17 protein-coding genes are annotated in these 20,972 nt (G+C 57.1%); 7 read left to right on the top strand and 10 right to left on the bottom strand.

Going from position 1 to position 20,972, the window contains the following annotated elements; genetic code table 11:
• Positions 1–16: 16 nt before the first annotated feature.
• From ruvX to aspS, 5 genes are all read right to left on the bottom strand, one after another.
• Positions 17–568 (bottom strand): Holliday junction resolvase RuvX, encoded by a 552-nt coding sequence (gene ruvX, locus MHK04_RS01565; RefSeq protein ID WP_239207644.1) that lies wholly within the window; start codon positions 566–568, stop codon positions 17–19.
• A gap of 10 nt (positions 569–578) precedes the next feature.
• Positions 579–3,263 (bottom strand): alanine--tRNA ligase, encoded by a 2,685-nt coding sequence (gene alaS, locus MHK04_RS01560; RefSeq protein ID WP_239207643.1) that lies wholly within the window; start codon positions 3,261–3,263, stop codon positions 579–581.
• 101 nt (positions 3,264–3,364) lie between these two features.
• Complete coding sequence (locus MHK04_RS01555) at positions 3,365–4,756, bottom strand: replication-associated recombination protein A (RefSeq protein ID WP_239207642.1); 1,392 nt, start codon at positions 4,754–4,756, stop codon at positions 3,365–3,367.
• Between the two features lie 43 nt (positions 4,757–4,799).
• Positions 4,800–6,014, bottom strand: coding sequence for a protein kinase family protein (locus MHK04_RS01550; RefSeq protein ID WP_239204067.1), 1,215 nt, complete (start codon positions 6,012–6,014; stop codon positions 4,800–4,802).
• 124 nt (positions 6,015–6,138) lie between these two features.
• A complete protein-coding gene (gene aspS, locus MHK04_RS01545) occupies positions 6,139–7,971 on the bottom strand; it encodes an aspartate--tRNA ligase (RefSeq protein ID WP_239207641.1) in 1,833 nt (610 codons plus the stop codon).
• Between the two features lie 249 nt (positions 7,972–8,220).
• Here aspS and ypfJ point away from each other — a divergent pair, with 249 nt between their 5' ends.
• The 5 genes from ypfJ to MHK04_RS01520 all read left to right on the top strand — a co-directional run bounded on the left by ypfJ (position 8,221) and on the right by MHK04_RS01520 (position 13,764).
• Complete coding sequence (gene ypfJ, locus MHK04_RS01540) at positions 8,221–9,099, top strand: KPN_02809 family neutral zinc metallopeptidase (protein ID WP_239207640.1); 879 nt, start codon at positions 8,221–8,223, stop codon at positions 9,097–9,099.
• 717 nt (positions 9,100–9,816) lie between these two features.
• Positions 9,817–10,929: an LLM class flavin-dependent oxidoreductase gene (locus tag MHK04_RS01535; RefSeq protein WP_023021450.1), complete on the top strand. Its 1,113-nt coding sequence runs from the start codon at positions 9,817–9,819 to the stop codon at positions 10,927–10,929.
• Between the two features lie 2 nt (positions 10,930–10,931).
• A complete protein-coding gene (locus MHK04_RS01530; protein ID WP_239207639.1) occupies positions 10,932–11,591 on the top strand; it encodes an FMN reductase in 660 nt (219 codons plus the stop codon).
• Between the two features lie 177 nt (positions 11,592–11,768).
• Positions 11,769–13,178, top strand: coding sequence for an L-serine ammonia-lyase (locus tag MHK04_RS01525; protein WP_023027859.1), 1,410 nt, complete (start codon positions 11,769–11,771; stop codon positions 13,176–13,178).
• 10 nt (positions 13,179–13,188) lie between these two features.
• Positions 13,189–13,764, top strand: a complete 576-nt coding sequence (locus tag MHK04_RS01520; RefSeq protein ID WP_239207638.1) for a TetR/AcrR family transcriptional regulator — start codon at positions 13,189–13,191, stop codon at positions 13,762–13,764.
• 26 nt (positions 13,765–13,790) lie between these two features.
• Here MHK04_RS01520 and hisS read toward each other — a convergent pair whose 3' ends face one another.
• The 3 genes from hisS to tpx all read right to left on the bottom strand — a co-directional run bounded on the left by hisS (position 13,791) and on the right by tpx (position 16,303).
• Positions 13,791–15,080 (bottom strand): histidine--tRNA ligase, encoded by a 1,290-nt coding sequence (hisS, locus tag MHK04_RS01515; RefSeq protein WP_239207637.1) that lies wholly within the window; start codon positions 15,078–15,080, stop codon positions 13,791–13,793.
• Positions 15,081–15,085: 5 nt separating this feature from the next.
• Positions 15,086–15,721, bottom strand: coding sequence for an MBL fold metallo-hydrolase (locus MHK04_RS01510; protein ID WP_239207636.1), 636 nt, complete (start codon positions 15,719–15,721; stop codon positions 15,086–15,088).
• A gap of 84 nt (positions 15,722–15,805) precedes the next feature.
• A complete protein-coding gene (gene tpx / locus MHK04_RS01505; RefSeq protein ID WP_239207635.1) occupies positions 15,806–16,303 on the bottom strand; it encodes a thiol peroxidase in 498 nt (165 codons plus the stop codon).
• Positions 16,304–16,445: 142 nt separating this feature from the next.
• On the opposite strand from tpx, the gene MHK04_RS01500 reads away from it, so the two are divergent.
• Both MHK04_RS01500 and MHK04_RS01495 read left to right on the top strand, forming a co-directional pair.
• Positions 16,446–17,306: a peptidylprolyl isomerase gene (locus MHK04_RS01500; RefSeq protein WP_239207634.1), complete on the top strand. Its 861-nt coding sequence runs from the start codon at positions 16,446–16,448 to the stop codon at positions 17,304–17,306.
• A gap of 353 nt (positions 17,307–17,659) precedes the next feature.
• The gene (locus tag MHK04_RS01495; RefSeq protein WP_200287419.1) at positions 17,660–17,962 is read left to right on the top strand and encodes a hypothetical protein; all 303 of its coding nucleotides are present in this window, start codon (positions 17,660–17,662) and stop codon (positions 17,960–17,962) included.
• Between the two features lie 126 nt (positions 17,963–18,088).
• On the opposite strand, the gene MHK04_RS01490 is transcribed toward MHK04_RS01495, so the two are convergent.
• Positions 18,089–18,661 carry a DUF421 domain-containing protein gene (locus tag MHK04_RS01490; protein WP_200287417.1) on the bottom strand — a complete coding sequence of 191 codons (573 nt, stop codon included), beginning with the start codon at positions 18,659–18,661 and terminating at the stop codon, positions 18,089–18,091.
• 97 nt (positions 18,662–18,758) lie between these two features.
• Positions 18,759–20,831, bottom strand: coding sequence for a bifunctional metallophosphatase/5'-nucleotidase (locus MHK04_RS01485; protein ID WP_239207633.1), 2,073 nt, complete (start codon positions 20,829–20,831; stop codon positions 18,759–18,761).
• Positions 20,832–20,972 lie beyond the last annotated feature (141 nt).

Genomic DNA, 20,972 nt, shown 5'->3' with positions numbered 1-20,972 from the left:
TTACGGCTCACTTGTTTTAGTCTCCTGAGTTTGAAGGCTGATCTATTGCATCCCCTGGACGGAGAGCGTTTGCACGCCCGTCCAACCATGTCTGCAATATCTCCACCGCTGCTGCTTGGTCGATGACTTTACGGCCCTTCTTCTCGGACACGCCTGACGCGCGCAGCGCGGTGGTCGCTGCCACGGTAGTCAAACGCTCATCAGCCAAACGTACTGGTGGTGGAACTTTATCCATATTTGCATTTCGATTCAACCGACGGCGGATCCGAAACGCAATTTCTTTAGCATGTTTTACGCTTTTTGAGCCATTTCCCTGCAAATCTCGTGGCAGCCCCACGATGACCTCGACCGCCTCATAAAAATCAATCAATTCTAGGATCCGGTCGATATCACCCTTATCGCGGTCCTTAAACCCGGTTTCGCGGTGAACGGTCTCCACTGGGGTGGCAAGCGTTGCTTCCCTATTGGACACTGCTACGCCGATGCGCACAGTACCGACGTCAAGCGCGAGCCGGCGGCCCTGCCCCGGATCATCAACCCCGGGGATATCTGGTTCCACTTGTGCCACGTTCGAACTCCTACAGGGACTCGAGCATATCCTCGACGGCGGCAAAGCCGCGCTCTGCACCTGCAGCTGAAGAACCGGAGCCCTGGGCCATGTCCGGCTTACCGCCGCCGCGGCCATCAACGTACTGGCCAAATTGCTTGACGACGTCCCCGGACTTCACACCGCGTTCGACGGCCTTGTCGGTGGCTGCCACGATGAACGGGAACTTGCCCTTGTCCTGGGCGCCCAAGACGATGACGGCTTCTTCCTCGCGCAGGCGGTTACGCAGGTCCGTAGCCACGGTGCGCAGGTCCCCACCGGTGGTTCCATCCGGCAACGTCAGCGCAATAGCCTTGAAACCATTGATGTCCTTGGCGGCGCCGACAAACTCGGAGGCACGCGCAGCCAGCTGCTGCTTGCGCAGGGTTTCGATTTCCTTTTCTGCTGCCTTGAGCTTCTCAGATAGCTGAGCAATGCGCTCAGGCAGGTCCTCGGTCTGTACCTTAAGCTCGCGGGAGACTCCTTCCACCAAGGCGGTTTCCTTGGAGTAGTAACGGAAGGCATCCATACCGGAGTAAGCCTCAATGCGGCGAGCGCCAGAGCCTACGGAAGATTCACCCAGCACGGAAACCGGGCCGATTTCAGCGGAGGATCCCACGTGGGTACCGCCGCATAGCTCGATGGAGAACGGTCCGCCGATTTCTACCACGCGGACTTCCTTGCCGTAGTTCTCACCAAAGAGCGCCATGGCGCCCATGGCCTTAGCCTCTTCCAAGGAGGTCTCGATGGTGTTGACGGCAAAATTGGAGTCAATTGCCTGGTTGGTAATCAAGGCAATTTCTTCCAGCTGGGCCTGGCTGAGCTGTTCGGTGTAGTTGAAGTCAAACCGTAGGTAACCCGGGCGGTTCATAGAACCAGCCTGGACCGCGGTGGGGCCAAGCACCTGGCGCAGTGCGGCGTGAATGAGGTGCGTAGCAGAGTGAGCCTGGGTAGCGCCGTGGCGCCACTGCTCGTCGACGCCCGCCTCAACCGACATGCCCAAGTCTAGGCCGCCAGCCGTAACCGTGGCTTTGTGGACCCACAGCTTCTTGCCAATCTTTTGGACGTCATTGACCTCCAGCAAGGACTCGCCGGCCACAATGCGCCCGCGATCAGCCATCTGGCCGCCCGCCTCGGCATAAAGTGGGGTGTGGTCCAAAATGACCTCGACCTCTTCACCCTCGTGGACTTCATCGACCTTTTCTCCGCCGCGGACAAGGCCGATCACGCGGGCGTCGGAAGTAAGCTCCTCGTAGCCGGTGAAGACGGTGGGGTTATTGTCTACCCAGTCGCGGTAGAGGGAAAGGTCAGTGTGCCCGTGCTTCTTGGCCTGGTTATCGGCCTTGGCGCGGCGTCGCTGCTCACCCATGGCATCGTTGAAGCCATCCATGTCCACCTCAAGGCCCGCTTCCTGGGCCATTTCCAGCGTCAAGTCGATGGGGAAACCATAGGTATCGTGCAGCTCAAAGGCCTTCTCACCAGGCAGGACCTTTGCGGTCTTCGCGCGAGAGGTGGACTTGAGCTCCTGCACGGCATCGTCGAAGAGGCGGGTTCCGGACTCCAGAGTCTTGAGGAAGGCCTTTTCTTCGTTGACGGCCACGCGCAGAATGCGCTCACGGTTGTCCGCAATCTCCGGATAAGACGGAGTCATGGTATCCATGACCGTGTTCATGAAGCGCTCCATGGTGGCACCGGTAGCGCCCAGCAGCTTGGCGGAACGGATAATGCGGCGCAGCAGGCGACGCAGGATATATCCGCGGCCCTCATTGCCCGGGGTTACGCCATCCAAGATGAGCATCATGCCGGTGCGGGAGTGGTCCGCTACCACTCGGAAGCGGATATTGTCTTCCTGAGAGGCTTTATCGCCGTAGGTGGCACCGGTAAGTTCCTCAGCTACGTCAATGACTGGACGCAGCAGGTCTGTTTCGTAGACGTTGTCTACGCCCTGCAAAATGCAGGCCACGCGCTCGATGCCAAGGCCAGTATCGATGTTCTTCTTGGGCAGCTCGCCAACGATTTCAAAATTGCCCTTACCAATGCCCTCGCCGCGTTCGTTTTGCATGAAGACCAAGTTCCAGATCTCCATGTAGCGGTTATCATCGGCAATGGGTCCGCCGTCCTTGCCGTACTCAGGACCGCGATCGAAATAAATCTCGGAGCACGGGCCACATGGTCCAGGGATACCCATGGACCAGTAGTTATCCTCCATGCCGAGGCGCTGAATGCGCTCTTCAGGAACGCCAATCTTATCGCGCCAGATTTCGGCGGCCTCATCATCATCCAGGTACACCGTCACCCACAAGCGTTCTGGGTCTAAACCAAAACCGCCCTCCTCAACGGAGCGGGTAAGCAAGGTCCAGGCATTGGTGATCGCGCCTTCCTTGAAGTACTGGCCAAAGGAGAAGTTTCCGGCCATCTGGAAGAAGGTGTTGTGGCGGGTGGTAATGCCCACCTCTTCAATATCAAGGGTGCGCACGCACTTCTGAATAGAGGTGGCTAGCCCCTTGGCAAAGGGCGGATTCTGCTGGCCCAGGAAGTAGGGCTTGAATGGAACCATGCCCGCGTTTACGAAAAGCAGGTTAGGGTCATCCAGGATCAGCGAGGCACTTGGTACCGCCTCGTGACCAGAATTGACGAAGTGCTGGGTAAACCGTTCCCGGATCTCATGAGTCTTCACGAGCAACAATCCTAACTGTATGAGCTTTCATCTTCTATCGAGAAGTTTCTAACCCGCCCAACTTTACCCTTCGCCGCACCGCAATTTCCCTTGGGTAGGTATCAGCGCGGCCGGCGAGCGTTTTTACCGGGAGAACGCTTGCCGCGAATAATGCTGCGCAAGCGGCCTATATAGTCATAAACGCGCTTTTCAGCTCCATGATCGGTGGGTTCATAATATACGGAGCCTTCCAACTCATCGGGCAGGTATTGCTGTTCTACTACGCCGCGGGGATCATCGTGGGGGTAAACATAGCCCACGGCATTTCCCATCCGCTTTGCGCCCTCGTAGTGTCCATCGCGCAGATGCGCCGGCACGTGGCCCACCTTGCCGGCGGCCACATCTGCCTGGGCCTGCGTGATGGCGGAGATTACTGATGGAGACTTCGGCGCGGTGGCCAGATGGATGGTGGCCTGCGCCAAGGGAATTCTCGCCTCCGGCATTCCGATGAGCTGTGCGGCCTCGGCCGCCGCCACAGCTACCTGGAGCGCAGTGGGATCGGCCATACCGATGTCTTCGGAGGCATGCACTATGAGCCTGCGCGCTATAAAGCGCGGATCCTCTCCCGCTTCCACCATGCGGGCTAGATAGTGCAGCGCAGCATCAACATCGGAACCACGAATGGATTTAATAAACGCAGAGACCACATCGTAGTGTTGGTCGCCGTCGCGGTCATAGCGCACGACCGCCTTATTGACGTTGTCTGTGACCGTCTGTGCGGTAATTTCCCCGCCGTCGGCGACCGCCTCGGCCGCCGCCTCCAGGTAGGTCAATGTGCGCCGCGCATCACCGCCGGCCAAAAGAACTAGCTGCTCCAAGGCCTCGTCGGCGATCCGAATCTTGCGCTCGCCCAAGCCTCGATCGCTTTCTAGCGCGCGCTTGGCGACGCCCCTTAGGTCGTCGTCGCTTAGCGAATGCAGCTGCAAAAGCAGCGAGCGCGACAGGAGCGGCGCCACAACGGAAAATGAGGGATTTTCCGTCGTCGCCGCCACGAGCAGTACCGTGCGGTTTTCCACGGCCGCGAGCAGCGCATCCTGTTGGGTTTTAGAAAATCGATGTACCTCATCGATAAAAAGCACCGTCCGGCGCCCGTGAATGAGCTCTTGCCGGGCGTGGGTGATGACCTCGCGGACCTGCTTCACGCCCGAATCGAGCGCGGATAGACCCACAAAATTCTGCCCCATCTGGCTCGCAATAAGAGAGGCAATCGTGGTCTTGCCAGTACCTGGCGGGCCATACAAAATGACAGAGGCCTCCCCTGAGCCTTCCACTAGGCGGCGCAATGGCTTGCCAGGAGCCAAAAGGTGGTCTTGTCCGACCACTTCATCCAAGCTCTGCGGGCGCATGCGCGCCGCCAGCGGCGATCCTGCGTGGGTGGCAAAGAGGTTCTTCCCAGGCAAAGACGCGGCATTGTCCCCGGGAGTGGGCCCGCCAAAGAGTGAGTCTTGAGACACTAAAAACCTACCTCCTAGCAGTGTGCGGGCACATCAAAGTTATCTATTCATCATCCAAGCGGCGCGCAATTGCGCTGCCAAACTCTGCGATGGGTGCGCAGGCGGGGCCGTCGCAGCGCGCGGCATAGCGCGACAGCGCCTCAAAGGTTTCGTACAGATCGCGGCGTACCAGCAATTCATCTTCCGTAAACGGCCCGTGATCGGCCGGGCGCAAGATCGAATGCTGCGGATCGTGGAAGACCTCGGCTTCTCCCCTGACCAAGGCCACCAGCCCTTCAATGCCGCCTGCTTGCATGGTAGTCACGCTCGACAGCGCCCAGCCGATTAGTGAAGCCACGATGAGTCCATGGATCTCTTCCGGATCAGAAAACAGCGGCCACACGTCTGCTACCGCACGAGACCAGGCGGAGATAAAGATATCTGCCTCCTCGTCCGTAATCGGCTTAGAAAACAGGAACTGTGGGAAACCGGCAATAACGCAGGCTACATCGAAGCCCACATTGCGGAATCCCGCCCATTCATAATCCAAGAAGTGCAGGTGCTGCGAGACGATAATATTATCTGGAGAAAGGTCAAAGGGGGTAAAGGCCCGGTCTTTTCCGGAGGCCAAAGACCTGGCTGCTTGCCTTGCTAGCTCACGGAAGCTTTCGGGGGCTTCGAGCCCCGCCGTATCCAGCAAATCAAGGCCGATTCCGATGGAGCCTTCCAATGCCTCATCACGCACGGATTGGTGCGGGGCCAATTCCGGGTTCTTGCGCAACATGCGGCTAAGCAAGGTTTCATAATCCTGCTCATGCCCGGCGGTCCCCGCATGCATGTGGCCCAGTGCGCTGCCCAGCGAGCGCAGCACTCGGACGCGGTCGGCATCGGTGGATTGAACCAGGACATCGGCAAGCGTTTCGCCCTCTCCCAAGTCCGTCAAAACGATAATGCGCTTATCTAAATCATGAGCGAGCAGCACCGGGCCAGGGCGCACATCTTCAGATAACGCGGTAGTAAATTGATAAGCCACAACCTCACGCAGCATTGCGGCATCATCAACGCCATAGCCTGTGACCGGGTTGTATTTAATGACTACCGAGCGGTGAGGCAGGAAGGCGCCGGGGGCAATCCTTGCGCGCAGGACCATTGCATTGCCGGAGCCGTCCAAGCGCTCGACGCTCGACATCTCCGGGGTGCCACCAAAACGGCGCGACAACATCTCCGAGGCGGCCTTGATGACGTCCTCGGGCGATAGCACAGTATCGTTTTCATCCATAGTTCTATCCAGTATGCCCCCTCACACCAAAGCGGGGTCACAAGTTCGCCCGCAGCGAAAATGGCCACGGCCTACGATGTGCCCCGCACGGTGTGCCTTAACGGCTGAGGTTCAAGCTATCTGCTTACTTCTCCTCAGCAGTCTCTCCCGCAGTGGAACCGGCCTTGTCCTGTTCCTTCTTCTTTTCCGGCTTGTAGTCTACGCCGGTTTCCTTGCGCTGTGCGGCAGGGATTGGCGCAGGGGCGTCGGTAAGCGGGTCTACGCCGCCGCCGGACTTCGGGAACGCAATGACGTCGCGGATGGAGTCGAAGCCGCCCAGCAGGGAGACAATGCGGTCCCAGCCAAAGGCGATGCCGCCGTGTGGCGGGGCGCCATAAGAGAAGGCATCGAGCAGGAAGCCAAACTTCTCCTGAGCTTCCTCGTCCCCAATTCCCATGACATCAAAGACGCGCTTTTGCACGTCTTCCTGGTGGATACGGATGGAACCGCCGCCAATCTCATTGCCGTTGCAGACAATGTCATAAGCGTAGGCGGTAGCCTCGCCCGGGTTCTGGTCAAAGGAATCAATCCACTCCGGCTTCGGGGAGGTGAAGGCGTGGTGGACCGCGGTCCACTTGGAGTGACCCAAAGCGACGTCGCCGGAAGCGGTTGCGTCGGCAGAAGGCTCGAAGAGCGGGGCATCAACAACCCATGTAAAGGCCCAGTCGCCTTCCTTGATAAGGTCCAGCTTCTTTGCAATCTCGCCGCGCGCAGCACCCAGCAGGGCACGTGAAGACTTGGTGTCGCCAGCGGCAAAGAAGATGGCATCGCCTGGCTTAGCGCCGACGTGCTCTGCGATGCCCTCGCGCTCGGCGTCGGTAATGTTCTTAGCTACCGGGCCGCCCAATGTGCCGTCCTCACCCACGGTGATATAAGCCAAGCCCTTCGCACCGCGCTGCTTAGCCCAGTCCTGCCAAGCATCGAACTGACGGCGCGGCTGGGAGGCGCCGCCCTCCATAACCACAGCGCCCACGTATTCATTCTGGAAGACGCGGAAGGTGGTGTCCTTGAAGAACTCGGTGCACTCTACAATCTTGATGTCGAAGCGCAGGTCTGGCTTATCAGAGCCGTAGTACTTCATCGCATCAGCGTAGGTCATGCGCGGGATAGGAGTCTTAATCTCGTAGCCAATGAGCTTCCACAGCTCGGTAACGATCTCTTCTGCCAAGGCGATGACATCGTCCTGGTCTACAAAGGACATCTCCACGTCCAGCTGCGTAAACTCCGGCTGGCGGTCGGCGCGGAAATCCTCATCGCGGTAGCAACGAGCAATCTGGTAGTAGCGCTCCATGCCAGCGACCATGAGCAGCTGCTTGAACAGCTGCGGGGACTGTGGCAGTGCGTACCACGTGCCTGGCTTCAAGCGCGCTGGCACCAGGAAGTCACGCGCACCCTCCGGGGTGGAACGAGTCAAGGTCGGAGTCTCAATTTCTGCAAAGTCATGAGAATCCAGCACCTTGCGGGCCGCACGGTTAGCGGCAGAACGCAGGCGCAGGGCCTTCGCCTGGCGCTCACGGCGCAGGTCCAGGTAGCGGTACTTCAAGCGAGTCTCCTCGCCAACCTCACCCGAGGTCGAAGGATCATCAACCTGGAACGGCAGCGCTGCGGATTTATTGAGCACCTCAAGATCCGCGACATTGACCTCAATCTCGCCGGACGGCAGGTTGGGGTTCTCAGAGCCTTCCGGGCGTGGCTCTACGGTACCGGTAACCTTCACGCAGTATTCGGAGCGCAGGTCGTGGGCGCGTTCTGCCACGTCAGATTCACGGAAGACAACCTGGGCGATGCCAGAGCGATCGCGCAGGTCAATGAAGATCACACCACCGTGATCGCGGCGGCGGGAAAGCCAACCGGTTAGGGTGACGGTCTCTCCTGCGAGTTCTTTGCGGAGCTCACCAGCTAAGTGGGTACGCAGCACTGTTGTTCAATCCCTTCTGAAAATTGTGTCACTTGCGGGTCCCGCCACGCGTAAACAGCGCGCGCCAAACCAAGCACAAGACTAGGAACGTGCACAATCCTACATCCCTACCGGTACATGCAGCGTAGTAAGGTAGACGCAGCACCGCCCCGAAAGCGGAAAAGGTAGCTTCCTCCCCCTGTTTCCTTGCCCCCTTGTGTACCCATCTTCATCCTGTGTTTTAAGGGGGCCATGTGGCACTATTTAGACATGACTTTTAGATCTGGTGCCGATTTCGGCGGCAAGGAAGCTCGTTCCGGTGGCGGCGGCGGTGGCATCGCCATCGGCGGTGGCGTCGGCTCGATTGTTTTGCTTGGCCTTTTCTTCCTACTTGGCGGTAACCCCTCAGACTTGGGCGCGATTTTAGGCAACGAACAGTCTCAGTCCGATGGCGCCGCGCAGGGCGATAGCCCAGAATGCAAAACTGCAGAAGATGGCAATACCAAAGATGAATGCCTGGTAGAGTTCACCGGCCGCAGCGTGGACAACGTTTGGTCCAAGGTGCTGCCAGAACAGGCAAATATCCAATACACCGAACCGGAGCGCGTGGTCTTCCACGGTGGCGTTAATACCGGATGCGGCGCGGCATCCTCTTCTACCGGCCCCTTCTATTGCCCACGCGATGAGTCCGCCTACTTCGATACCGAGTTCTTTGATTCCCTGCGCAATTTCGGCGCGGAAAATGCCCCTTTGGCCCGCATGTACATCGTGGCCCACGAGTTTGGCCACCACATTCAAAACCTGGAGGGCACCCTCGGCTTGTCGGACTATAACAACCCCGGCGCCGATTCCAACGCCGTAAAGATCGAGCTGCAGGCTGACTGCTACGCCGGGCTGTGGGCCTCCTACGCCGACAAGGGTGACAACCCCTTGCTAGAGCCCATTACCAAAGAACAGGTCTCGGATGCTGTCGCCGCTGCCCAAGCGGTGGGCGATGACAATATTCAACGCCGTTCCGGCGGCCAGGTCCAGCCTGACTCCTGGACCCATGGCTCTTCTGAACAACGCGAGAAGGCATTCCTCGCTGGCTATAACTCCGGCAAGATGTCCCAGTGCGACACCTTGGAGCGCGGCGCTTACCGCGGCTAAAAACTACTTTTGGCCGCCGCCTATCCTCTAAGAGCCAAGACCGACTCGCCACCTCCGCTAGCCATACCGACTGTGCCGGGGCTAGCGGGTTTTCTTATCCCTATCCCAGGGCGCTGCAAGCACTCCGCGCTTGGCGACGCCCTCCCTTTCCACCTTTCTCCACACTGGCACCTATCACCATTCACCGAGCTAGTGCATTCTTGGTCGCTTTCATGACCTTAAAACCCTGCGCTCCATTGTGAACGCAAAGAACTCCTTTCCCACGCCCGCTATTACAAATCAGAGCTCATCGCTCAGCCGCACGCAGCAGTGGTACAGCAGATTTCCACCCTCCGGGACATAGTGGTGTCCCCTCCCGAGACCCTTCGCGTCCTGCAGCCGCATCGATGGGTCGCCGCGGATTTCAGCGATAAGCACAAACTCGATGCCGCCGACAGTGCGGATAGAGCGAGGTATCAAGAGCCCAGCGATCGCGCCATCTTTCTGGCCCGCACGGTAAGTGTGCAGGAACCGATGGATTGCCCATCAGAAACCGATAGCCTGGGGAACCGCCCGTGCGCAGCCGTCATCACAGAACACGGCAAAGTAAATGAGACTCCGCTGTGGTTGGTTGCACCGGCGGACCTACCGGTACTAATGGATGCCCTAGAATGGGAATGATTCGCCAGCCGTTCACACTGCGTCTTTTACCCCTGGGCACCGCAGAGAAAGGTAACCATGCAATTCGGCATCTTCAGTATCGGGGATTTAACCACTGACCCCAACTCAGGAAAAACTCCCTCTGAGGCCGAGCGCATCCGCAACTTAACGGAGATTGCACTCAAGGCCGAGGAGGTAGGCCTTGATGTCTTTGCCACCGGCGAGCACCACAACCCGCCCTTCGTGCCGTCCTCACCTACCACGCACTTGGCCTATATCGCCGCGCAGACTAAGCGCTTGCAGCTCTCGACTGCAACGACTCTTATTACTACAAATGACCCGGTCAAGATCGCAGAGGACTATGCCTTCCTGCAGCACCTTGCACAAGGACGAGTAGACCTCATGCTGGGCCGCGGAAATACGGGCCCGGTCTATCCGTGGTTTGGCAAGGATATCCAGCAGGGCATTTCCTTGGCTATTGAAAATTATCACCTGCTGCGCAGGCTCTGGCGCGAGCCAGTTGTTAATTGGCAAGGAAAGTTCCGCACAGGCTTGGAAGGGTTTACCGCGACTCCGGCGCCGCTGGATGGAATTCCACCCTTTGTCTGGCACGGCTCAATTCGTTCGCCGCAAATTGCCGAGCAAGCTGCTTATTACGGCGATGGTTTCTTCCATAACAATATCTTTTGGAATAAGGAACACACTGCTCAGATGGTAGATCTCTACCGCCGTCGTTTTGCAAGCTACGGCCACGGCCAAGCGGACCAAGCGATTGTAGGCCTTGGTGGCCAGGTCTTTATCGGCGATACCGAGCAAGAGGCTAAAGATTTCTTCCGCCCCTACTTCGACAATGCCCCGGTCTATGGACACGGCCCCAGCCTCGAAGAATTCACGGCCCAGACCCCATTGACCGTTGGCACCGTGGAGCAAGTAATTGAAAAGACCCTCAGTTTTGCTGACTGGGCCGGGGACTACCAGCGTCAGCTTTTCCTCATCGATCATGCCGGGCTACCGCAAGAAGTAGTCCTCGAGCAGATAGAAATCCTTGGCACCCAAGTAGTCCCCGAGCTGCGACGACGCTTTGAACAACGCCGTCCCAGCCACGTTCCTTCTCACCCGCCGACGCACGCTAGCTTGCTCGCTGAGCCCAATTCTTCTCACCTGCAGGTCAGCCCTGGAAAGGAACACTAGTTATGCGCTCCCTACTCGTTATTTCAGCTGGCTTATCGCAACCGTCTTCCTCTCGCCGGCTGGCAGACATGCTTGCAGAGGCTACCCGCGCCAAAATCTCCGCGCGCGGTGAAGGGACCCAGATCGACGTCATTGAGATTCGCGATTTGGCTTTCGAACTAGCTACTGCCATGACAGATCGGACTGCGTCGACGCCGGAGTTGGCCCGGGCCCAGGAGTGCATTGCTCAGGCCGATGGACTTATTGCCGTCACCCCTGTATTTCAGGGAAGCTACTCAGGCCTCTTCAAGATGTTCTTTGATACCTTGAAGCCCCATGCACTAGACGATCTTCCCACCATTCTCGCAGCTACAGCTGGTTCTTCGCGCCACTCCCTAATTTTGGATTACGCGCTTCGCCCACTGTTTAATCAACTCCACGCAAATATCGTGCCAACGGGAGTTTTTCAGGCTGCGGAAGACTTGGGCACTCCAGAAGGAGAACGCATTGTCACCCGCATTGAACGCTCTGCCATTCAGCTAGCTGACCAAATGGTTGCCCCCAGGGACAGGGTGTCTGGAATCGCTGGCGAGCTGGAGGGGTTGGGTGGCCGTTCTACTGTGCGGCTAGCCAAGGAGAACTTCATCCCCTTGGGAAAGCTCCTGAATGGATACGGCGACTAGGCCACAGGCCGCGGTCTGTACTTCGCATAGGCGGCGATTGATAGAAGGTGTGACTTTCGCTACGCTGGGCACAGAAAATTTGCCTCTCCCCTCGCTTCCGGCTTTGCCCCTTGATACGAGAAAAGCCCCTAGGAGCCAAACACATATCCACCCAGAAAGGTTCGGCACAGCTTAACTATGACAATTAGCGTCACGGACATCTTCTCCATCGGCATCGGCCCGTCCTCTTCGCACACCGTTGGGCCTATGCGCGCGGCTAAGCAATTCCTCGATTCCCTCGAGAAGCACCCGGCGAAGGTGTATACCGAGTTGCGTGGTTCTCTTTCCGCCACTGGCCGCGGGCATGCCTCTGACCGCGCGGTCATCCTCGGTCTCGCTGGCTGGGATCCACTGAGCGTGCCTATCGACGCCGAGCCGCACGCAGGTGGATTTATCCCCAGTGAAGGATCCATTTCTGGCCCCCGCGGCACGGTGGACTATGAGATCGTCTTTGATAACGAGCCACTTCCTCAACACCCCAATGGCATGATTTTTAGTGCTTGGGACGAAAGTGGCAACCTCATCGCAGAAAAAGAAGAGTACTTTTCTGTCGGCGGCGGCTTTATTCTCTCTCGCTCCGAGCTTGATGCAGAAGTCGCCGAAAGCAATGAGGTGCCCGCTGGCGTAGCCGCAGCGCAGGTTGATGACACCGTTCCTTATCATTTCACCACGGGCGAAGAATTGCTCAATCTGTGCGAGGCTCATGACAAGGCAATCTGGGAGATTGTGCTAGCCAACGAAGAAGCCTTGCACCGTGACGAGGGCGGCGCCGAATTCGTTTTGCGGCACCTTGATCTGGTCTGGGACATCATGCGGGAGTGTGTGACCGAAGGTATTTCCACCAAGGGCCTACTACCGGGAGGGTTGCGTGTGCCGCGTCGCGCCCCAAAGATGTACGCCCAGTTGCTGGAAAATCAGGATGACACCAGCTGCGGTTTCTCCGCCATGGAGTGGGTTAACCTCTATGCCCTCGCAGTCAATGAGCAAAACGCGGCCGGTGGCCGCGTCATTACCGCACCGACCAATGGTGCGTGCGGCATCATTCCAGCGGTACTGCATTACGCGCGCGATTTCCGCGCAGACTTCACCCGTTCTACCGCCCGGCGCTACCTATTGACCGCCGGTGCTATCGGCATGATCATCAAAGAAAATGCGTCCATCTCGGGAGCTGAGGTGGGCTGCCAAGGCGAGGTAGGTTCCGCCTCCGCTATGGCCGCTGCGGGTATGGCAGAGCTGCTCGGCGCTACTCCGGCGCAGGTAGAAAATGCCGCGGAGATCGCATTGGAGCATAACTTGGGCCTGACCTGCGACCCAGTTGGCGGATTGGTGCAGATTCCGTGCATCGAACGCAATGCGATCGGTGCGGTTAAATCCATCAATGCCGCACGCATGGCCAAGATGGGCGAAGGCACTCATCATGTGACCTTGGATAATGCAGTGCAAACTATGGCAGAGACCGGCCGCGATATGCTCTCCAAATACAAGGAAACCTCCCTGGGCGGATTGGCTAAGACCATGGGCTTTAGTGTGTCCCAGGTGGAGTGCTAAAACAGACTCCATGCGCGCAGATGCCCTTCACCGCCGCACAGCTATTATTGCCGCGGCGTGTCAGTTATTCCGATCCCACGGCGATAATGTCGCTTTGGATAAGGTAGCCGCACAGGCCGGGGTGAGTGTAGCCACCGTCTATCGCAACTTCCCTAACCGCGCGAGCCTTATCCGCGCTTGCGCAGAATATATGGGCGATGCCTTTGCGAGGTTCCAACAGCGTCTCATCGCTGACTTTGAGGATCCTAAGCATTCCGGCAATGATTATGTCCGCGCCTATGCCACCCATATCCTTACCATGGAGCTTAATACCCTTATCCCTGCCTTCATCCCTCAGGATTTGGATTCTCTGAGCCCCGAGCTAACCGCTCAGCGTGACCTCTTGGAGAGCAATGGGCGCAGGTTTATTGAGCTTGGGCAACAGCACGGCGAGATCGGCCCCGGAGTCACCCACCTCGAGTTCATTGTGGGCCTTCTCAGCTTGGCGCGGCCCCGCGAGGTCGATGTTGAGGCCTACCAGCCGGACCTCCAAGAAATGATTATTGATCTTTACTTGGCGGGTATTAAAAGAGGGCACCGCGCCTAAGCGCGATGCCCACCGGCTACAAAAACCTAAGCCTCGCCGTGCATTTCGCGTGTAAGGACGGAAACTAGGTCAGAGACATTGACGTCGTGCTGCTCATGCGCGGCTAGGTCCTTGAGCGCAACGGTGCCGTTTTCTAGCTCCTGCTCGCCCAGTACCAGAGCGAAGCGCGCACCTGCGCGGTCCGCACCCTTCATCGCGCCCTTGAGGCCACGGTCTCCAAAAGACATATCCGCGGAAATGCCGGCCTTGCGGATATCATTGATAAGAGTGGTCATGGTGCGCTTTGCGGAGGCACCCAGCGCCACGCCAAAGACGTCCACGCGAGAATCTACGCCTTCTAGGGTGATGCCCTCGGCTTCAAGAGCCAGCAGGGCGCGGTCGACGCCCAAGCCATAGCCAATGCCGGATAGGTCTTGGCCGCCCAGCTGGGCCATCAGGCCGTCGTAGCGTCCACCGCCACCGATACCGGACTGCGCACCAAGGCCGTCGTGGACGAACTCGAAGCAGGTCTTAGTGTAGTAATCCAGTCCGCGCACCATGCGCGGATTAATCTCATAAGCTACGCCCATATCATCCAACATGCCGGTAACGGTCTCGAAATGCTCGCTGCATTCCGCATTAAGGTGGTCGAGCATCAAGGGGGCATCGACAAGCTGCTCTTGGACTTCCGGACGCTTATCATCCAGCACACGCAGAGGATTGATCTCAGCACGGTGGCGGGTCTCTTCATCCAAATCAAGCTTAAAGAGGAACTCCTGCAGCTTCTCCCGGTAAGCCGGACGGCAATTGCGATCGCCTAAACTGGTGAGCTCGAGGCGGAAGCCGCTAAGCCCCAGCGCACGGAAGGAACGGTCTGCCAAAGCAATGACCTCGGCGTCTAGCGCAGGATCGTCGACACCAATTGCCTCCACACCCACCTGCTGGAGCTGGCGGTAGCGGCCGGCTTGCGGGCGTTCGTAGCGGAAGAACGGACCAAAATAGTTAAGCTTCACGGGCAGTTGGCCACGGTCCAAGTTGTGCTCAATGACAGAGCGCATCACGCCGGCAGTACCCTCCGGGCGCAAGGTAACGGAGCGGTCACCGCGATCGGCGAAGGTGTACATCTCTTTAGATACCACGTCGGTGGACTCGCCTACGCCACGAGCAAAGAGCGCGGTGTCTTCAAAAATGGGCAGCTCAATGTGCTGGAAGCCGGAGAGATGTGCCTGCTCCACCATGGTCTGGCGCACCTTATAGAATGCGGCCGACTGCGGTGGGAAATAGTCTGGGACACCTTTAGGAGCGGACAGGGCTTGAAACTGCTTTTTATTACTCACGGGTATTACAGTACCTCCCTCAATGTAGCGAAGAACGGATTGGTCGCCCTCTCCTTACGCATGGTTGTGGTGGGACCATGGCCGGGCAGAATGTCGAGGTTATCCGCCAAACTCCACACTGGGCCCGCGAGGGACTTCTGCATGGCTTTAGGATCCGAGTGAGGCAGGTCGGTGCGCCCAATGGCACCGGCAAAAAGCACATCACCGGTTAAGGCAAAGTCCTCAGCAATGATCATGGTGCATCCCGGAGAATGCCCGGGTGCGTGCTTCAAGCTGAAGGTGTGGCCGAGAAGTTCTAGGGTTTCCCCGTCTTGTAGCTCGCGCACATCGTTGATGGGGACCATATGAGCGGCGTCGAAAAGCTCCTGCGCCTGGGGCGAAACACCTTCGCCGCTGGCGAGCATGAACTTATCAGCGGGGTGGATATAAACAGGGATATCGAGCTTTTCGGCAAGGGATCCGGCGTCGCGGGTGTGGTCAATGTGGCCGTGGGTAAGCACGATAGCCTCATAGTCCAAGTCATGCTCTAGGACTTTTTCCATCGCATCCATGCCGGGATCGACGATAAAGGCGCGACGGCCCTCCGCAATCACATAGGTATTGGTCTGAAAGGGACCGGCAGTAAAACCGAAAATTTCCATACCCACCACCCTAGCTGCCCAGATAATAAAGAGCCGTCCGGCCCCGTCTTCGTAGATGAACCTCGACCAGCAACGCCGTGCGGCCTAGCTCAAAACATCCCACACCTTCTCGTAGTCAAGCTGGGTGACAACACCTGGAACCATTTGTGTGTGCATCACCCGGTGATTTTCATCGGCCACGACCACGGAGCGGGCAAGGAGGCCTTCCAATACGGAATCGCGTACGGTCACGCCGAACTTCTCTCCAAAATCCGATCGAAATGCGGAGGCGGCGATGACATCAGCAATGCCTTCCGCAGCGCAAAAACGCTTGAGGGTAAAAGGCAAGTCACGAGAAACGCAAAGAAGCTTAGTGTTATCTAGCTGCGCAACCTGCTCATGGAAACGGCGCAGTTGCTCCTGGCAGGAAGGGGTTTCGATAGAGGGAAAGATGGAGATAATAAGGCGCGTGCCCGCGAAAGTCTCATTGTTAATCTGACTCAGGTCCGTACCGATGAGTTCGAATTCGGGCAGCGGGTCTCCCACTGCGGGAAGTTCACCAACGGTGGGTGTTGGCGGGTCGATAAAACCTGGTTCAACCATAGAAACCAGAGTACTTATGACTTGGCTCAATAGCCATTGACTAGCCCGATTTACGTGCCCACGCTTTCTTCGAAGTATGGAACCGCTAAACTCGGTCAGGTTGAATCATGCCACCGAAAATCGCTAGAAAGGTTGACTCCCGGTGCCAAATAATAAAAAGCGCGGCGAAGAGGCGCTGAGCAAGCTCGAGCGCGAGCTAAAATCCCGCGAACGCAAGCAAAAGACACGCCCGCTGGGCGTTGTCTTCGCGTCCCTCGTAGTAATCCTCGCCTTGGTAGGCGGTATTTACTACTTGTCGACCCGCGAAGGCGACGATGAGAAGGTCCAGGCTGAGGAGTCCTCCGCAGCTGAGACCTCGCAGCAAACCCCACAGGCACAGCCCATTGCAGATAAGCGTGCAAAAGCTCTGCCGGATATCGTGACCTGTAAGTACGAGGACACCGGTCAAGATTCCAATGGTGCGACTAAGCCGAATGGAAAGGATATTTCCACCAAGGGCACCGTTACCGTTTCCTTTGAGACTTCTCAGGGCACCATTGAGATGGAGATGGATCGTGCCAAGGCGCCGTGTGCCACCAACGCAATTTCTGAGTTGGCAAAGTCTGGCTACTACGACAACACCGTTTGCCACCGTATGACCTCGGGTGGTCTCAACGTCTTGCAGTGTGGCGATCCGACCGGTTCCGGTTCCGGCGGCCCTGGCTTCAGCTTCGCTGATGAGTACCCCACCGACGAGGTGGATGAGAAGGATGCCCAGAACCCCGTTATCTACCCGCGCGGCTCCGTCGCCATGGCAAATAGCGGTCCAGACACCAATGGTTCTCAGTTCTTCCTCAACTATGACGATTCTGAGTTGACCCCGAACTACACCTACTTCGCCACCATTACCGATGAAGGTATGAAGACGATGGACAAGATTGCCAAGAACGGTGTCGAAGGCGGCCAGCCAGACGGCAAGCCAGCAAAGGAAGTCAAGATCAAGAAGGCAACCGTCAAGGCCTAGGCGCTTTAAAAGCCCTGCTTGGCGACGCCTCCCCCTGCCACCACCGCACACCCCCTAACGGGGGCAAGGGTTAAGCCCCGCGCATTCGTCACTTTCACAACGTACGGACGCGCCGGGGCTTTTACTTTCCTTAATTTAACCTGAGCCTGAATATGAGCCCTTAGCTGCAGAAACACTAAGCCTCTAAAATTCCCCTAGTTCACACTAGCCACAAGAGTAAACTTGCAGCACACAGCAGACTTTCAGATATTTCAGCGAGTAAACAGAGACCTGCCAATACTGTTGCGGAAGCCTGTCAGCCTGTCTAGTATTTGAAACGTCTTTGAACGCACCAAGCTTGTTAGGAATCAAAAATGAAGCTTTTCTCCCGCAAGGCACTCGTTGCCGGCGCAACCGCTCTGTCCATGACCTTCGCTGGCACCACCGTTGCTACCGCTGCCGAGACCACTCCAGCGTCCTCCACCGAGAACAAGGAGTCCGCCGCTGCGACCACCACCAATGGCGCTGAGCCGACCGAGGAGGGTTCCTCCATCAAGGATATGGATCCTAAGGAAATCAAGGCTTGGATCGGCGTTGTTACCTCCGTCATCGGCGCTCTGGGCACCCTGTTCGCCTTCGCAAACAAGTACCTCGACCTGCCTTTCGGCAACAAGTAAGGTCACCGCTTCATAGCGATTCTTAAGCCGCTGCATTCCAAATGGGAATGCAGCGGCTTTTTTGTAGGCTTTTGAGCAATCGGAAGAACTGCTCGACGCTAGTGCTTTCGAGTCTTAGGAATGCTTCTAGGACTCTTTGGCGTCTTCAATGTACTCGGACCCTACGAGGTCTTTGAAAAGCTCTGGATCGATTGTTTGACCGACCCTGATGACAGAGATATGACCCGTGGGCTCCAGGATCATAATCTGTACGTCCTGCATACGGCTAATGCCTGCCTTGCGGGCAGCAGAATAGATATCTGACTTAGTAATATGTGCCAGGTTCAAGTTATCCTCAACCATTTTCCCGCGAAATACTAGGAGAACTGGGCGCCGGTCAAGAAAGCGAGTCCACTTCACCACTTTGCGGATAGTACCGAACGCGGCCTCTAGAGCCATCAGAGTAGTCAAACCGATTACGCCGGCGGCCAGGGTCGGTGGATTACCCACAATGACACGGCCTGCAACCGCGCCGAACATAATGATGATGATGGCATCTGAGGCCGTCATGGAAGTAAGGACCCGGGAGCCAAATATCTTCACTAGGACCATGAAGGATAGATAAATGCCCAAAGTGGCCAATACGACAACGGGGATACGGTGCCATTCAATGCCTAGTTGATAGGTAATTTCGCGCAGGAAGAGGTCTAGAGTATCCACGGTTGATTAGGTTACCTGGCTGCTGCACGGCATACAGAAAAGGCGGAGCGATACTCCCCCGTTCAGGAAGAACCGCTCCGCCTAGCGCCGTGATGGCTTAGAGGTGGAATTGCTTGCGCAGGTCCTCAATCATCTTGCGCGCTGGGGCAGGAAGAATCTGCGGGTTCATACCCACAACCGCAACACCAGCTACCAGCGCCGCAACAATGGCAAATACTGCGCTGCCCATGGAAGAACCGTTAGAGGACAAGGAGGAACCCTTCGGCTCGGGCTTAGCACCCGGCTCCTGGGAGCCCTCGCCGCTTACCTCGATAGGCAGAGTTGCCTTTGTGCCGGCGTCAGTGGTGATTTCGAGGTTTTGCTTGCCGCTGAGGTTTTCTGGAACGGTGAGCTTTACCGTTGCACGTCCGCGCTCGCCAAATTGCGCATCGCCTTCCTGGGCAGCGTTGTCGATGTCGACGGTCTGCTCAGCGTCACCCAACTTCACGGTTGCCTTCTTGGCAATCGGCTCACCCTCGGTGGAGTAATTAAGGCTAGACAGATTGACGGTAATTTCCTTACCCGGCTTCACCTCACCTTCAACGTGGGCACCGATTTGACCTTGTCCGGTGCGGACCTCAGATTCACCCGACTTGATGTAGTCAATCATGGCCTGAGTGTCCATGTAGCCCACATCGTTTTTGTCCTTGATGGAACCAGCGTTGAAATAGCCATCGCCGCCGGCTTCTTCGTCACTAGAAGCAAGGAAGGACGACAACGCGATGGAATAATCCTTCTTCGGGTCAATCTGTTCGCCGTTGATGGTCACGGACTTTACCCGCTCACCCTTATTGGCCTTCTGGTCGTAGACCACCTGCACATTATTGGAAAGCCCCATGGCCAAGCGCGGACGGCTGCCTTCCTGCCACTGGTTTTCCAAAGCATTGATGAACTCCTCGCCGGAAATCTTTGCGGTAATCACGGAGTTACCAAACGGCTGCACCTCAAAGATGTCCTTGTAGGTAACGTCGCCACCCTTCAGGTCAGCACGCACACCACCGGCGTTCATGACACCGATCTCGATATCCTTACCTACCTGCTTGCTCATGGCATAGCGTTGGCCATCTGCGATGAAGTTATTGAGGGTGGATTCTACGCCACGGTTGGAGCCTGCCTCTGCGCCTTTGTCAGAGCCACGGAACAGGTCCTGCTTGACGTTTCCTGCAGTCTTGGAGCCTTCTACCTCGGCTTCCTTTTGTGCCTTTTCCACCACAGCTGCAATGCCAGCGTCCGGCTCGACAGCGGTAGCGTCGGTAGCATCGTACTGGCTGAGTTTGATGTCGGTTACCTTCTTGGCGGACTTGTCAAAGGTAATGTCGACGTCGTTAAGCAACTTGCCATACTCATGCCCCTGCGCCCATTGCAACGGGAGTGCACCTTCGCGCGGGACTTCGCCCTTGGTGCGCTGGTGAGTATCGCCGCCGAAAAGCACGTCTACGTCTTTACTGAAGCCCTCGGCATATTCTTGGGCATCCTCGTGGAAAAGGGCGACAACAACGTCCGCTTCGCCGGACTCCTTTAGCCGGGCGGCCTCTTCATTGGTTGCCTTTACTGGATCCGTGAAGGTAACGCCCGGGATCTTGGCCGCAGATACCTTGTACTTGGTATTTTCCGTCACGGTTCCGACATAGCCCACCTTGACGCCGTCCACGTCTTCAACGTGAGAAGGCTTAAGCAAGGGCTTGCCGTCTTTCAGCACGTTGGCACCCAAGATGGGATACGTGGAGTTCGGCTGAATGCGCTCGGTTAGATCCTCGGTGCCCTTATCAAACTCGTGGTTGCCCACTGCGGATACCTTCATGCCCATCTGATTGAGAGCCTCAAGGGTGTACTTGTCATCAGAAATTGCAGATACAAAGGCAGAGCCGCCTACGTTATCGCCCGAAGAAGTCAGGTTGAATTCCTGACCTTCATTGACCTGCTTGATTAGGGACTGCAAACGAGCCACGCCAATTTCATCGCCGGCCTTTGCTGGGTCGCCGATCTTGTCCTCCAAGTGACCGTGAATATCGGTGATATTGGTGACAGAGATGGTGGTCTTGTTTTCTTGTGCGACCGCCTGCGCGCCGAAGAGAGCTACAGCGGATACGGTAGTGGCGGCCACAAGTTGGCCGATGCGGCGAAACTGCATGGAAATACTCCTAGATTGTAGAAAGCAACAGGATAATTTATATCGCTTTACTAACAACTTGGCAGGAGAAACTAAGCTCGCTTGCTGGGGATTTACCTGGCAGAAGCCGAAAATTCATACACTGGTAACCAGCCCGAAGCC

It is taken from the genome of Corynebacterium nasorum (assembly GCF_022345765.1).
Classification (GTDB): domain Bacteria; phylum Actinomycetota; class Actinomycetes; order Mycobacteriales; family Mycobacteriaceae; genus Corynebacterium; species Corynebacterium kefirresidentii.
This window is presented reverse-complemented; position numbering and strand designations above follow the sequence as displayed.